This is a genomic window from Streptomyces sp. NPDC001980 (assembly GCF_040296885.1).
In the GTDB taxonomy this organism is placed as follows: Bacteria; Actinomycetota; Actinomycetes; order Streptomycetales; family Streptomycetaceae; genus Streptomyces.
In genome coordinates, this window is record NZ_JBEOYD010000002.1 from 1 (window position 1) to 14,330 (window position 14,330).

At 71.9% G+C, this 14,330-nt stretch carries 9 protein-coding genes and 1 pseudogene; 4 read left to right on the forward strand and 6 right to left on the reverse strand.

The window, feature by feature from the left end:
• From ABT137_RS02395 to ABT137_RS02405, 3 genes are all read left to right on the forward strand, one after another.
• On the forward strand, positions 1-612 hold a 612-nt coding region (locus tag ABT137_RS02395; RefSeq protein ID WP_502984459.1), incomplete at its 5' end, for a hypothetical protein.
• Positions 613-767: 155 nt separating this feature from the next.
• A complete protein-coding gene (locus ABT137_RS02400) occupies positions 768-2,606 on the forward strand; it encodes a M1 family aminopeptidase (RefSeq protein WP_351701160.1) in 1,839 nt (612 codons plus the stop codon).
• A gap of 136 nt (positions 2,607-2,742) precedes the next feature.
• Positions 2,743-3,405 (forward strand): TMEM175 family protein, encoded by a 663-nt coding sequence (locus ABT137_RS02405; RefSeq protein ID WP_351701163.1) that lies wholly within the window; start codon positions 2,743-2,745, stop codon positions 3,403-3,405.
• An 11-nt stretch (positions 3,406-3,416) separates the two neighbouring features.
• On the opposite strand, the gene ABT137_RS02410 is transcribed toward ABT137_RS02405, so the two are convergent.
• From ABT137_RS02410 to ABT137_RS02435, 6 genes and pseudogenes are all read right to left on the reverse strand, one after another.
• Positions 3,417-5,783: a SpoIIE family protein phosphatase gene (locus ABT137_RS02410; protein WP_351701166.1), complete on the reverse strand. Its 2,367-nt coding sequence runs from the start codon at positions 5,781-5,783 to the stop codon at positions 3,417-3,419.
• 462 nt (positions 5,784-6,245) lie between these two features.
• Positions 6,246-6,758: pseudogene (locus ABT137_RS02415) on the reverse strand (multicopper oxidase domain-containing protein); the annotation flags it as partial.
• Between the two features lie 191 nt (positions 6,759-6,949).
• Entirely contained in the window at positions 6,950-8,782 is a 1,833-nt protein-coding gene (locus tag ABT137_RS02420) for a phospholipase C (RefSeq protein ID WP_351701169.1), read from the reverse strand.
• A gap of 186 nt (positions 8,783-8,968) precedes the next feature.
• Positions 8,969-10,213, reverse strand: coding sequence for an iron uptake transporter deferrochelatase/peroxidase subunit (gene efeB / locus ABT137_RS02425; RefSeq protein WP_351701172.1), 1,245 nt, complete (start codon positions 10,211-10,213; stop codon positions 8,969-8,971).
• Positions 10,210-11,406, reverse strand: coding sequence for an EfeM/EfeO family lipoprotein (locus ABT137_RS02430; protein ID WP_351701175.1), 1,197 nt, complete (start codon positions 11,404-11,406; stop codon positions 10,210-10,212). The genes efeB and ABT137_RS02430 overlap by 4 nt, the downstream gene beginning before the upstream one ends.
• A 131-nt stretch (positions 11,407-11,537) precedes the next feature.
• Positions 11,538-12,587 (reverse strand): amidohydrolase family protein, encoded by a 1,050-nt coding sequence (locus ABT137_RS02435; RefSeq protein ID WP_351701178.1) that lies wholly within the window; start codon positions 12,585-12,587, stop codon positions 11,538-11,540.
• 126 nt (positions 12,588-12,713) lie between these two features.
• Between ABT137_RS02435 and ABT137_RS02440 the strand changes: the two genes are divergently transcribed.
• Positions 12,714-14,321 carry a bifunctional 3-(3-hydroxy-phenyl)propionate/3-hydroxycinnamic acid hydroxylase gene (locus ABT137_RS02440; RefSeq protein ID WP_351701181.1) on the forward strand — a complete coding sequence of 536 codons (1,608 nt, stop codon included), beginning with the start codon at positions 12,714-12,716 and terminating at the stop codon, positions 14,319-14,321.
• Positions 14,322-14,330 lie beyond the last annotated feature (9 nt).

Consider the following 14,330-nt stretch of genomic DNA (forward strand, 5'->3'; position numbering starts at 1 on the left):
CCCCTCTTCCCCCCCCCCCACCCCGCGTGCGGCTCCCACCCCGTCTGGGGGGTGGACGCCGGTACGGCGACCCTGCGCGAGGCCGACCACCTGATCCACCGGCTGCTGGACCGACTGGCCCTCAAGGAGGGTGTGTTCGCCTGCACCCACCTGTTCCGCACCGACGAACGCCGGGGTACGACGGTCTCGCTGGCCGTCCCTGGCCCGGACGCGGACGCGGTCTGGCAGCAGCTGGTCGACCTGCTCCCGAAGGGCGCCGGCCTCGCCCTGGCCGACCGCGCCCACGGCCCCGACGACGCAGTGGACACCGCCCGGCTGGCCGCCGCCGCGCCCCCCGCCTCCGGCCGGGCCGTGGCCTACCCCGGCGTGGCGCACCTGACCGGCACCGTCACCGTCGCGGACCTGCTCGACCGCACCGCAGTCGAGCGCCTGGTCGTGCTCGGCGCACCCGACGCCGAACTCCCGCCCGACAGCGAGGTCCTGACGCAGGATCATGTACGCCCGGAGTGGCGCGACGGTGTCCTCACCCTCGCCCTGGTCCCGGCGGTGGGCGGCCGGCTGGCCCCCTTCGAGGTCCCCAACCCCACCCCCTGCTGCGCGGACCACGCCTGACGCGAGGGTAACCCCTTAGTGACATGGCCTGGTCAAGTCTGACAGGCTTCCGACTCGCACCACTTCGTAACGTGTGAGGCCGCCACCGGCGCACCCCAGCCGGACCGGCGGTCACTCAGCAGGCCAGGATCCCGGCCTCCGCAAAGGAGTTTCGTGTGAGATCGACCCCCCACAAGGCCTTCGCCACCAGCGCGCTGGCCATCGCGGCGCTCGCCGCGGCCCTGCTCCCCGGCAGTACGGCGTCGGCCGCCGACCAGGCGGCCTGCACCCCCGCCCAGGTCGTCACCAACGGCGGCTTCGAGAGCGGCACGTCACCCTGGACCCAGTCCTCGACCAGCGTGATCACCAACCGCTCCGGCCAGTCCGCCCACGGCGGCTCCAGCTTCGCCTGGCTGGACGGCACCGGCGGCACCCACACCGACACGCTCTCGCAGAGCGTCAGCATCCCCTCCGGATGCGCCGCGACGCTCACCTTCTGGCTGCACGTCGACACCGCCGAGACCACCTCGTCCACGGCGTACGACAAACTCACGGCGAAGATCGGCAGCACCACGCTGGCGACCTGGTCCAACCTGGACAAGAACACCGGGTACGTGAAGAAGTCGTTCGACGTGTCCGCCTTCGCCGGCCAGACCGTCACCGTCGCCTTCACCGGCACCGAGGACTCCAGCCTCCAGACCAGCTTCGTCGTCGACGACGTCGCTCTCGACACCTCGGCCGCCACCACCCCGGGCGACACCACCCGCACCCCGGCCTCGCCGTCGTACACCGTGAGCCTGACCAGCAACTCCACCGGCACCGGCTGGACCGGCCACGAGAGCGTGACCTTCACCAACGCCTCCGCGACCGCGCTCAGCGAGATCTACCTCCGGCTGTGGGACAACTACCACGGCACCTGCTCGGCCCCGCCGATCACGGTCAGCAACGTCACCGGCGGCACCGCGGGGGCACTCTCGGTCGCCTGCACGGCGCTTGAGATCGCCCTGCCGACACCGCTGGCCCAGGGCCAGAGCACCACGATCGGCTTCGACCTGGGCATCACCGTCCCCAGCGGCGCCGACCGGTTCGGCTACGACGGCGCCTTCAGCATGATCGGCAACGCCCTGCCCGTCCTCGCGGTCCGCGACGGCTCCGGCTGGCACCTGGACCCGTACACCAACAACGGCGAGTCCTTCTACTCCCTCGCCGCCGACTTCAAGGTGACCCTGGACCACCCCACCGGCATCCTGGTCCCGGCGACCGGCACCTCCGTCGACACCCCCGGCTCCAGCGGCCGTACCGTCACCACCGCGACCGCCTCCAAGGTCCGTGACTTCGCCTGGGCGGCCGGGCCGTTCACCAAGATCTCCGGCACCTCCCCGGGCGGGGTACCGATCAACATCTACTCGGTGTCGGGCATCAGCTCCTCCAGCGCCCAGTCCATGCTCACCACCGCCAAGTCGGCGGTCGACGCGCACGCCGGCCGCTTCGGGGCCTACCCGTACGGCGAACTGGACGCGGTCATCGACAACAACTTCTGGTTCGGCGGCATGGAGTACCCCGGCTTCGTCCTCGACCTGGTCAGCACCACCGCGCTCACCCACGAGATCGGCCACCAGTGGTGGTACGGCATCGTCGGCGACGACGAGTACAACAGCCCCTGGCTGGACGAGGCGTTCACGGACTACGCCACCGACCTGGCGCAGGGACTGACCGGCACCAACTGCTGGAACAGCGTGTCCTGGGCCTCGTCGGCGGAGAAGATCACCAACTCGATGGCGTACTGGGACGCCCACTCGTCCCGCTACTCCACCGTCGTCTACGGCTACGGCAAGTGCGCCCTGCACGACCTGCGCCGCCTGATCGGCGACACCGCCATGACCAACCTCCTGAAGAGCTACGCGAGTTCGCACTGGTACGGCGTCTCGACCACCGCCGAGTTCAAGGCGGCGGCCCAGGCGGCCACCAGCACCGACCTGACGTCGTTCTGGACCACGCACCGCATCGACGGCTGACACCCGTCCGGAAGGGGCGGGGAATTTCCCCAACGGGCAAAGTACAGACCAGGGGATCTTTCCCGCTCCGTGCGTACACCGCCGTGTGGTACCTCTTGCGTCGTCCGTACGCCGACGAACCCATGGTGTCCTTTACATGAGCAACTCCCGCCCCATCGCCCTGCGGCGCAGCGAGATCGCCGTGAGTCCCGAGCGACTGGCGATGCTCGGCGATGCCGTCTTCGCCATCGCCATCACCCTGCTCGCCCTCGACATCACCGTCCCCGAAGGCCTGCACGATTCGGAACTCCCGCACGCCCTGCGGGAGTTGCTGCCCGCGATCGGCGCGTACCTGCTGAGCTTCGCCGTCATCGGCATGCTCTGGCTGACGCAACACGCCCTGTTCCGCCTGATCAGGACCGTCGACCGCTGGCTGCTCTACCTGTACTTCGCCCTGCTCGCGGTCGTCGCGGCGCTGCCCTTCCCGACCAAACTGATCAGCGAGTACGGCGAGACGGCAACGGCCACGGCGTGCTATTCGGCCTCGATCGCGCTGTCCCTCGGTTTCCTCGGCGCGATGTACCTGCGCCTGCTGATCGCCCCGGCGCTGGCGGCCCCGGGCACGGACCCCGGGGAGCTGCGGACGACGGTCCGCCGCAACGTCCTGCACGTCCTGGTCTTCGTCACCGCGATCCCGCTGGCGTCGTTCTGGTCACCCGGCCTCGCCAAGTACTGGTGGCTGCTGGTGATCCCGGTCCGCGCCCTGCACCGGACGCCGGCACCGGCCGCACCGGCCGCGGCCGGGGAACAGCAGCCGTAGGCCTGCTCGGGTCACGGGATGGCCAGTTCGGCCCAGATGGTCTTCCCGGACCCGGTGTAGCGCGTGCCCCAGCGCTGTGACATCTGGGCGACGAGGAACAGGCCGCGGCCTCCCTCGTCGTCCCGGCGGGCCCGCCGCAGGTGCGGCGCAGTGTGCGCGTTGTCGGAGACCTCGCACAGCAGGCTGCGGTCCCTGATCAGCCTCAGCAGCACGGGCCCGGTGGCGTACCGGATGCTGTTGGTGACCAGCTCGCTCACCACCAGCTCCGCGGTGAACGCCAGGGCGGACAGGCCCCAGGTCTCCAGCTGGCGCTCGGTGTCCGTGCGCGCCCTCGCCACCATCGCCGGGTCGGGCGGCAGCTCCAGGTCCGCCACCTGTCCGGCGCCCAGTCGCCGGGTGCGGACCAGCAGCAGCGTGGCGTCGTCCGCCTGCGGTCCGGGCGGCAGCGTCGACAGCGCCCGGTCGCACAGCTCCTCCAGCGGGCACCGCTGCCAGGTCAGCACATGGGCGAGACGGTCGATACCGCTGTCGATGTCGGTGCGCCGGTCCTCCACCACCCCGTCGGTGAAGAACGCCACCACGCTGCCGTTGGACAGGCTCAGCTCGACGTTCTCGTAGGGCAGGCTGCCCAGCCCCAGGGGCGGCCCCGGCGCCAGCGCGGACAGTGCCACCGAGCCGCTCGCGTCGGCCACGATCGGCGGGGGATGGCCCGCGCTCGCCCAGACACAGCGGCCGCCCACCGGGTCGTAGATCGCGTACAGGCAGGTCACCCCGAGCGCCTCGTCGCCCAGCCCGTCGTCCGCGTGGGGTTCGGAGTCCTGCGCGACCAGACCGTCGAGGCGGGTGAGCAGCTCCGCCGGGTCCAGGTCCAGCAGGGCCAGGGTCCGTACGGTGGCGCGCAGCCTGCCCATGGTCGCGGCCGCCTGCACGCCGTGGCCGACCACGTCGCCGACGGTCAGCCCCACCCGGGCACCGGACAGCGGGATCAGGTCGAACCAGTCGCCGCCCACGCCCACCCGGCTGTCGGCGGGCAGATAGCGGTACGCGACGTCGACCGCGCTCTGCTCGGGCAGGCGTTGCGGCAGCAGGCTCCGCTGCAGTACCAGGGCCGTCGCGTGCTGGCTGGTGTACCGGCGGGCGTTGTCGATGCCGACGGCGGCCCGCTCGGTCAGCTCCACGGCGAGCGTCTGTTCCTCGGGCCCGAAGGGATCGGGGTTGCTGCTGCGCCGGAACGTGGCGAGGCCGAGGACCGCGTCCCGGGCGAGCAGGGGGACGAACAGGCTGGAGCGCCGGCCGGCCGGAGCCGGCCCGCCCGGTGACCCGGGCGGGTCGGCGTCGACGACGGGGCGGCTGGTGGCCAGGCTCAGTGCCTGCGGCGACGACGGCGGGTAGGAGACGGGACTGGTCCGGAACTCCTCCGGGGTCCGGCCGTGCATCCGCAGCAGGCTGTGCCCCGGCGCCGAACCCGTCGGCGGCTGCCGGCCCTCGATGACCGCCGGCGGGAGGTCCACCAGCACCTCGTCGGCCAGCTGCGGCACCGCCACGTCGGCGAGCTCCGCGGCCGTACGGCGCACGTCCAGCGAGGCACCGATGCGCTTGCCCGCCCGCACGAGCAGCGACAGGCGTTCCTGGGCGCGGTAGCGGTCGGTGATGTCCAGGGACTCCTCGAACAGCCCCAGCGGCTCGCCACGGGCGTCCAGCAGGCGGTGGTACGAGCAGGACCAGACGTGCTCGCGCACCGGGTCGGCGGGGGCCCGTCCCCGATAGTGCATGCCCATGATCGGTTCGCCCGTCGTGAGCACGTGCTCCATGATCTGGTCCTCGTCCGGAGGATGGTGGCGGGAGATGAACTCGCCCTCGGGAAAGAGGTCCGCGGCCGGACGGCCGACGTACTGGGCGACTCCCGCGAGCTCCAGATCGGTGGAGACGTTCCCCCAGACGACCCGCATGTCGGTGTCGAAGATCGTCAGGCCCACGGAGGACTCGGTGGCCAGCCCCTGCAACATGGCCAGCTGCGCCTCCCAGCTGCGCAGCGCTTCCAGCTCCGCCGCGAGCACGACGGTCGCGGCCACGCCCTGGGACGCGAGCGGGCTGAAGTTCACGGCCGCGCGCAGGGTACGCCCGTCCCGGCAGGCCAGATCCAGGACCGTGGCGCGGGGCCGGTGCGCCGTGCAGAGCGAGGAGGGCCGCGGTCCCGTCGCCAGCAGCAGGGCCGCCGGCCGGCCGAGCACGTCCTCGGCCGGATGCCCGAGGAGGCGCTGGGCCGACGGGCCCCAGCCCGAGATGCGGCCTTCGGCGTCCAGCACCGCGGCCGCGGCCTTGGTGAGGTCCAGAGGACTGTGGAAATCGACGTCGGCCGCGTTCGGAAAACGATCCATGGGCACCGCTTCCCTCCGTGCTCCCTCAGCATCCCGTGCCGCACGACGGACGACAACCGCACGCCCGGCCGGCGCCGCCTACCGGGGCTGCGCCGGGAGTAGGCCCCCGCCTACCGGATCCGGCTCGGCGCCGCTGCCGAGACCGCCGCTGCCGCCGGGCCCTGCGGCCGCGGCGGCAGCGGGAGCGGCCCCGACGGTATCCGGACGCTGATCGGTACCCGGCAGCCCCGGGCCGCAACGCCGTCCTCGACGCGTTCCTGATGCCGGAGCTGCGGGAGCCGCACACGGACCGGGCGGCCATGACCGCCCGGCCGGCCCCCTACCTGCGCTCGGGCGCGGGTCCGGACGTCTACGATCCGCGCCCTGGACGCCCCCGCAGCCGGACCCTCCCGTACCGGCACCGACGGCGGGGACGTCCCCGCACCCTGACCGTCGGGCACCGGTGCGAGCCGCGTCGCGAGGTCAGCCCGTGTGGCCCTCGTGTCCGCCGTGCGCTGCGCCGTGGTCGAACTTCATCGCCTCCTCGGGCATGAGCACGAAGGGCCGCATCATGCCCATGTCCTCGTGTTCGAGGAGATGGCAGTGGTACATGAAGCGGCCGTACGCGCCGTCGAACCTCCCCATCACGCGCAGGACCTGACCGCCCGGCACCCGGAAGACGTCCTTGTGGCCGAGCTCGTTCGGCGCGAGCGGAAGCTGCGTCGCCGGGTTGAACGCGATCGGCTTGTTCGTGCCGCCCAGCGTCGGGTCGAACCCGGAGACGTCGTACGCGTCACGGCCCAGCAGCTGGAAGTCGGCCAGGTGGATGTGCATCGGGTGGACGATCGGCGCGAGGTTGAGGAAGCTCCACTGCTCGTAGGAGCCCTCGGCGATGGTGAAGCCCAGCGCGTCGTTGAAGGTCCGGGAGGTGCGCCGGTAGGTCTTCGTCGTGCCGTCCGCCCCGGTCAGCTGGATGACGCCCTCGGCCGGAACCTGGTGGCTCTCTCGTGTTCTGCGGTTCTTTTCCCTTCACTCCACAGGACTCCCGAGCCACGGCCGACGTTCCAGGAATGCCCCGTTCCACCCGAAAGGGTGAGTATTTCCGGCCGGCCTTCCGGTGCCGCAAACGCCGCTCGGCACGGTCCGGGGAGGAGGACCGTGCCGAGCGGGTCAGGGCTGGGGTGGCGTCAGGCGGTGGTGCGGTGCCTGCGGCGGAGCGTCAGGTACGTGCCCGTGGCGCCGGCGGCCACCAGGGCGCCCGCACCGAGGCTGACCGGAAGGGCCGGGAACTGGCCGGAGTCGGTCGTGGCGGCCGTGTTCACCATCGCCGGGCCCGGGGTGATGTGGGTGCTCACTGCGGAGACGTGGCGGATCGGGCCGATGTGCTTGACGGAGCCGTCCGAGTTCAGCAGCACCTGCTTGTTGTTCGGGTGCCGGAAGTCGAACATGTTGGTCAGCGAGCCCGCGGTGGCGTCGAAGGAGTGGTCGCCGACGCGGCCGGTGTGCCAGTTGTCCTCGATGAAGCGGGTGATGGAGGACTGGTCGGTCTGGGTGTGGTCGACCTTGTTCACCTTGCTGTAGGGCGAGATGACCAGCAGCGGCTGCCGGGTGCCGGGGCCGCAGCGGTCGGCGTAGCCGCCGGACGCGGCCGGGCCGGACTGGCAGGCCGCGCTGTCCAGGGCCTTGCCGTTGGAGCCGACCGTGGTGTCCTTGGAGCCGTTGCGGGGCTTGGCGTAGGCGTGGTCGTACCAGCCGTCGGAGTCGTCGTAGGCGATGACGATCGCGGTGGACTTCCACTGCGGCGAGCTCTGGACGGCGTTGATCTCGTTGACGAGGAAGTGCTGCTCGTCGGTCGGGTCGGAGTAGCCGGCGTGGCCGTCCTGGTACTCACCGGCCTTGAGGAAGCTGACGGCCGGGAGCTTGCCCGCCTTGGCGGCCGCGCTGAAGTCGGTCAGGTCGTAGTTGTGGTTCGCCTGGCCGTTGTGACCGATCTCGTTGACGTTCTTCGGCGCCACGTGGTGCGGGTTGGACGTCGACTTGTAGTACGAGAACGGGTTGTGGTGCGGGCTGTAGTCGACCACGGAGGCGCCGCCGACGTTGGTGTGCGTGGTGTCGCACTTGGCCCAGGAGCCGGACGTGCCGTTGTAGGCCGTCGACGGGCGGAAGCCGCCCTGGAACCAGCCCCAGGTCACCTTCTTGGAGTTGAGCAGGTCACCGATGTTCCTGCCCTGCAGCGACGCCAGCGCGCTGGTGCTGGTGTGGTCCTTGTCGGAGCAGTCGTCGTAGGCCGGGTCGGGGTCGTTGACGACCGTGCCGACACCCTTCGCGTCCGGGGAGGCGATGGCGTACGAGTCGGGCGTCGACGTCTGCTTGCCGGTGACCGAGTCCACCGAGATCGCGCCGTGCGTCTGACCCGAGACCAGGTTGAGCGCGCCGGGCGTGGACGGGCCGTAGACCGAGCTGTAGGAGCGGTCGTTGAGGGCGTACTGCTGGGCGTAGTTCCACAGACCGGTGACGGTGTTGCCGTCGTAGTAGTCCATGACCAGGCCCGGCTCGCCGAACAGGCCGCCGGAGCACTTGTCGACCTCGGTGTTCTGCACGAACTGGTCGGCCTTGCCGCCGTCGTAGGCCAGCTGCTCGGGCCCGTAGGAGTGGTTCTGGTCGCAGGTCATCGCCTGCGACGGGGAGAGCCGCTTGGGCGCGTACTGGTTCGGGTTCTTCGTCAGCAGCCCGGCGTGCGCGACGGTGTCGATGTCCTTCGGGGTCTTCTTGGACGCCGTGAACTTCGTGCCGTCGGTGTTCGCGGCCTTCGGGTAGGTCGCGAAGTAGTGGTCGAAGGAGATGTTCTCGTCGAACAGCACGACCACGTGCTTGATCGGGGTCGCGGTCGACGAGCCGCCGCTGTGCCCGGCGGGTACGGCGGCCCAGCTGGGCGCGGTGCCTCCGAGGACCGTGAGTGCGGCGGCCCCCGCGAGAGCGCCGAGGCTCCTCATCGCCGTTCGTCTACCTGTGCTGGCCATGCTGGTTCCCCTCCGGGCATGAACGTCAGTGCGTCGTACAGGCAGGGATGCTTCGCCCGCTTCCCGGCGCTCCGGCGGAGCCATGATGGCGGGTGAATGAACACCGGGTCAGGGATGCTGGGGCAAACCTTGACTGTGTATTGACCATGTGGGCCACGGAATTGCCATGAAGTTGTTCGAACAAGCTCAGGCCAGCAGAGCGCGTCCGTACCAGTCGTTCCGGTCCCGCACCCCGGGCAGCGCGAAGAAGTAGCCGCCGCCGAACGGGGAGATGTAGTCGACCAGCGGCTCCCCGGCCAGCCGCTTCTGCACGGTCTCGAACTGCCGGGCCAGGTCCTGCTGGTAGCAGCAGAACAGCAGGCCCATGTCGAGGTTGCCGTTGCTGTCCATGCCCCGGTCGTAGTTGTAGGCGCGGCGCAGGAGCCGCTGCTCCGCGGTGGCCGTGGTGCGCGGGTTGGCCAGCCGGATGTGCGCGTCCAGCGGGATGACGTCACCCTTGGGGTCGTCGGCGTAATCAGGCGTGTCGTGCTCGGCGTTGCCGTCCAGGGGCGCCCCGGACTCGCGGGACCGGCCGAACATCCGCTCCTGCTCGCTGAGCGAGACCCGGTCCCAGAACTCCACCAGCATCCGGATCAGCCGAACCACCTGGTAGCTGCCGCCGACCGTCCACTCCGGTTCGCCGGAGTCCTTGCCGACCCACACCAGGCGGTCCATCTCCCGGGCGCTGGTGGTCTCCGGGTTGGCGGTGCCGTCCTTGAAGCCCAGGAGGTTGCGCGGGGTGCCGGACGGGCGGGGCGGGCTGGTGAAGCCGTCCAGCCGCCAGCGGACCTGTATGCCGCCCCGGGTGTGCCGGGCGATGTCGCGCAGTGCGTGCAGCACGGTGTCGGTGTCGTCCGCGTGCAACTGCAAACTGAGGTCGCCGTGGCACCACTCGGGCCGGAGGTCGTCGTCCGGGAAGGCGGGCATCGTCGTCAGCCGGCGCGGTCTCAGTTTTCCGAGCCCGTAGCGGTCGTCGAAGAGCGAGCCGCCGACGCCGACGGTCACCGCCAGCGCCCCGGAGGGCAGTTGCTCACCGAGGACGCCCGAGTCGGCGGGCGGGCCGGTGACCCCGACCGGGTCCGGGGTGCCGCCCGAGGTCAGGAAGCGGGCGCGGTCGGTGAGCGTGTGCAGCAGCTCGGTCAGCTCGGCGCGGCTCTCGGCGGTGACGTCGAAGGAGGTGAACACGGTCGTCCGGCGGGGCGCGGCGATCGCGGACTGCTGGCGGGCGCCGTGGAAGGGCGCGATCGCGGGCGCGGCGGTGGTGGTGTCCGCGGTGTCCGTGCCGGGCGCGGCCGCACCGCCCGCGGCCAGTCCCGCCCCCGCGAGGGCCGCGCCGCGCAGGAACCCGCGGCGGCCCACTCCGCCCTTGCCGGCCGTCTCGTTCGCGCTCATACCGTCCTCCGCGGATCGCACAGGGTCGCCACCGACGCCAGCCGCTCCACCAGGTCGCCGAGGACCGCGTCGACGTCCTCGCGCTGCCGGTGGCCGAGCTTTCCGAGAGGCGTCCAGGCGCCGCCGTGCTCGAAGCCGTCGAGCACCGTGCCCGCCTGCTTCAACTCGCTCTCCAGACCGGCCAGATCCGCGTACCGGGTGGCCAGCAGCGGGTGCAGCCGGGACATGACCTCCACCGTGCCGTCCAGGTTGGCGCGGGCGGTGGCGAGGTTGCTGCCGCTGCCGTAGTCGGTACGGCCGGTCAGCTCGAACTGCACCGTGTTCTCCAGGATCTCGTGCGCCCGCAGCCCCAGCTGGGCGGGGTCCATCCGGGTCTGTGCCCAGTCGTCGCGCAGCGCGGTGACCGCCTTCACCAGGCCGGCGGCCGGGCCGCGCAGACCGGCGGCGGACTCGCCGTGCCACAGGCCGTACTCGATCCGGTGGAAGCCGGTGAAGTCCTTGTCGTGCACCCCGCCCGGCAGCCCCGCGTCCGTGCCGTTGATCGCGCCGTCGGCGTCGCCGAAGGCGTCGTACGCCGCGCCCAGCCGCTCGTACTCCAGGTGCGCCGGCAGCCAGGCGGTGCGGGCGGCGCCGAGATCGCCGCGGTCGATCGCGTCCCGGAGGGTGGTCGTCAGCCGTACGACGTCGGACAGGCCGCTGCCGATCCACTTCTGGTAGGCGAGCGCCGGCGGGATCAGGTCGTGCTCGGTGACCGGCGCCGCGGCCGGGCCGTTGCTGCCCCTGGCGATCCGGACGGTCGGCCCGGTGACGGCGTCGGCGTCGTCGGGCACGCACTTGAACGCGTACGCGCCCTTGCCGAGCCGGACGGTCAGCTCCCGGGTCGTACCGGGCCCGATGTCCTCCACCTCGCCGTACACGGCCTGGCTCTTCGGGTCCTCCAGGAGGACCTCGGCGGACCCGTCGGTCGGGTTGTGCAGGTCGAAGACCTGGACACCGGAGACCGGCGCGCTCCAGCCCCGGCCGCAGCGGCTGGCGGACACCTCCACGGTGGTGTGCGGCAGCGCGGCCGGGTCGGCGTGTGCGGGGCGTGAGTCGTGCGTGAGCGCCAGTACTCCGGCCACCAGGCATACGACGGCGACACCGACGACCGTCCAGGGACGCAACGACCTCCAGTTGAGGCCGGACAACACCATCCCGAGCTCCCGGGGGTTCGTACCGTTCGTGATCGCCTCATGTTAGGCAGCCCTTTGTACTCGAACGGCCGTCCAGGGAAACCCATGACCAAGAGTTCCCTGCCGGTTCACCGGACCTCCGGAGGAACCCCTCAGTCGGTGCCGGGCTGGACCAGCCTGAAGAAGGCGCGGGCACCGGCGCGCCGCACGGACTGCCGCAGCCGCGCCGGGAACGGAGGGGCGGCGGGAACCGGGGCGGGGGCGCCGGCCAGGCGGGGGAAGAGCACCTCGGCGTTGCCGCGGTCGACGGCCGCGAGGGCGCCGGGGTCGACACCGCTGTCCAGCCCGTTGGCGAAGTACTGGCCCGCCGCGGCCGGCGCGAACGGCCAGTCGCTGCCGAACAGGACGTGCCCGGGCCGGGCGAAGGCGAGCAGCGTGGGCAGCGCGGCCGGACTGGAGGAGAGTGCGGTGTCGAAGTAGAAGCCGCGGAGGTCCTCCAGGATGTCCAGCGGGCTGCGCCCGGTGTCGGCCGCGAGCGCGACGGCCATGCGGTGGGAGGCGTACGGCACGAAACCGCCCGCGTGGCTGAGGACGAACCGGATGTGCGGATACCGGCGCACGACACCGTTTCGCACCAGGAGATAGGCGGCGCGGGTGGTGTCGAGGAGGAAGTCGGCGGCGAACGGCGGGATCCCCGCCACGGCGGGCCCGGGCAGCTCGGCCGGGTGCACGAACGCGACGGCGCCGTGCTCGTCCAGCACCCGCCACAGGGCGTCCTGGCCGTCGGCCCCGAGATAGTCGCCGGCGGTGTTGGCGAGGAGCGTGACGCCGTCGGCGCCGAGCCCGGCGAGCGACCGTTCGGCCTCCCGGGCGGCCGCGGCGGCGTCCGGCAGCGGCACGGTGGCGAACCAGCCGAAGCGGCCGGCGTGCTCGGCGGCGAGCGTGGCGGAGTAGTCGTTCAGCCGCCGCGCCATGGCGGCGGCCTCGCCGGGGTCGGGGAGGAATCCGGTGCCCGGCACCGAGACGGACAGGATCGCCGTCTCGGTGCCGAGCAGATCCATCAGCTCCAGCGCCGCCTCGGGACTCCACGCGGGCAGGGCGCGGCCGCCCGCCTCGCTGATCCCGTGCCCGGCGAGGGCGTCCCGGTAGAAGGGCGGGACCAGGTGCTGGTGGACGTCGATCCGGCGAGGTGCGCTGGTCATGGGACTGCCTTTCCCGTCGTGACGGCACTTGACCGCCCTCTGACGGCCTGCTTACCGTAGCGTCTATTCCAATTGGAATAGACGCTACAACAAAGAGCCGCGACAGGAGCGACATGAGGTGGCCCGGTGAGCAGTGAGACGAGCGCCGTGACCAGAGCCGGCGACGACGCCTACGACGTGGCGGTGATCGGCTACGGACCCACGGGGGCGACCGCGGCGAACCTGCTGGGCGGGACGGGCCTCAGGGTCGTGGTGGTGGAGCGGGAGGCCGACGTCTTCTCCCGGGCGCGGGCGATCTCCACGGACGAGGAGGTCATCCGCATCTGGCAGCGGATCGGGCTGGCCGAGCGGCTGAAGCTGGACATGCTCGCCGAGCGGCCGCTCGACTTCGTCGACGCGCGAGGCCGCACCTTGCTCAGCGCCTACCCCGCCCCGCGCGGCCATGGCCATCCGCCGCAGATGTTCATCTACCAGCCCGCGCTGGAACAGGTCCTGCGCGACGGCGTCGACCGCTACCCGAACGTGGAGGTGCTGCTGCGCCACGAGTGCCTGCGGCTGCGCCAGTCCGCAGACGGTGCCGGCGTCGAGCTGACGGTGGTCGGTGCCGACGATTCGGTACGACGGCTGCGCGCGAAGTACGTGATCGCGGCCGACGGCGGTGCCAGCCTGACCCGTGCCCAGCTGAACGTGGGGTACGAGGGGCGGACGTACGAGGACCGCTGGGTGGTCATCGACACGAAGATGCTGAAACCGTGGCCGGACCACGACCGGCTGCGGTTCCGCTGCGACCCGGCGCGCCCGGCGGTGGACTGCCCGACGCCGCTCGGCCATCACCGCTGGGAGTTCCCGATCCTGCCCGGTGACGACGAGAAACAGCTGACCAGCGATGATGCGATCCACGCGATGGTGTCGCGGTACGGGATCGGCCGGGACCAGATCAAGATCCTGCGGGCCACCGTGTACAGCCACCATGTGCGGTTCGCCGCCCGGTTCCGGGTGGGCCGGGTCTTCCTCGCCGGGGACGCGGCGCACGCGATGCCGCCGTGGATCGGGCAGGGCATGGCGGCCGGGGTGCGGGACGCGGCCAACCTGTGCTGGAAGCTGGCCGCCGTGCTGCGGGGCGAACTGCCGGAGGACCTGCTCGACTCCTACGAGGCCGAGCGAAAGCCGCACGTGAAGGAGGTGACCCGGCGGGCGGTGCTCGTCGGCCGGCTCATCACCGAACGCCGACTCCCGGTGGCCCGGGCCCGCAACGGCGTGCTGCGCGCGATCCGCCCGGTGTCGGGGCTCACCGCCCGCCTGGTGGACGCCAACTGGATTCCGGTCGCGTCCTACGCGAAGGGCTTCCAGGCCCGTCCGCGCACCAAGGCCTCCGGCCGTCAGATCCCGCAGCCCTGGGTGACCGGCTCCGACGGCGAGCGGGTCCGGCTGGACGACGTGCTCGGCGGCCGCTGGCTGCTGCTGCACCTCGGCCTGCCCCGCCCACAGCCCGCCTGGGAGCGGCCCGGTGTGCCTTCACTGGCCGTCCTGCCGGCGGGCTCGCGCCCCGCCGAGAACGCGGTCGTGGACAGCGACGGCGTGCTGCTGCCCTGGCTGGCGGAGCGTGGCGTGACCACGCTCGCCCTCCGCCCCGACGCCTACGTCTACGCCGCCGCGCCCGCCGGCGCCCAACTCCCTCCGCCTCCGGCCGGATTCGCGCCCGCACCGCGACCGGCCGCCGTCTCCGCCCAGTGAGGACCACCC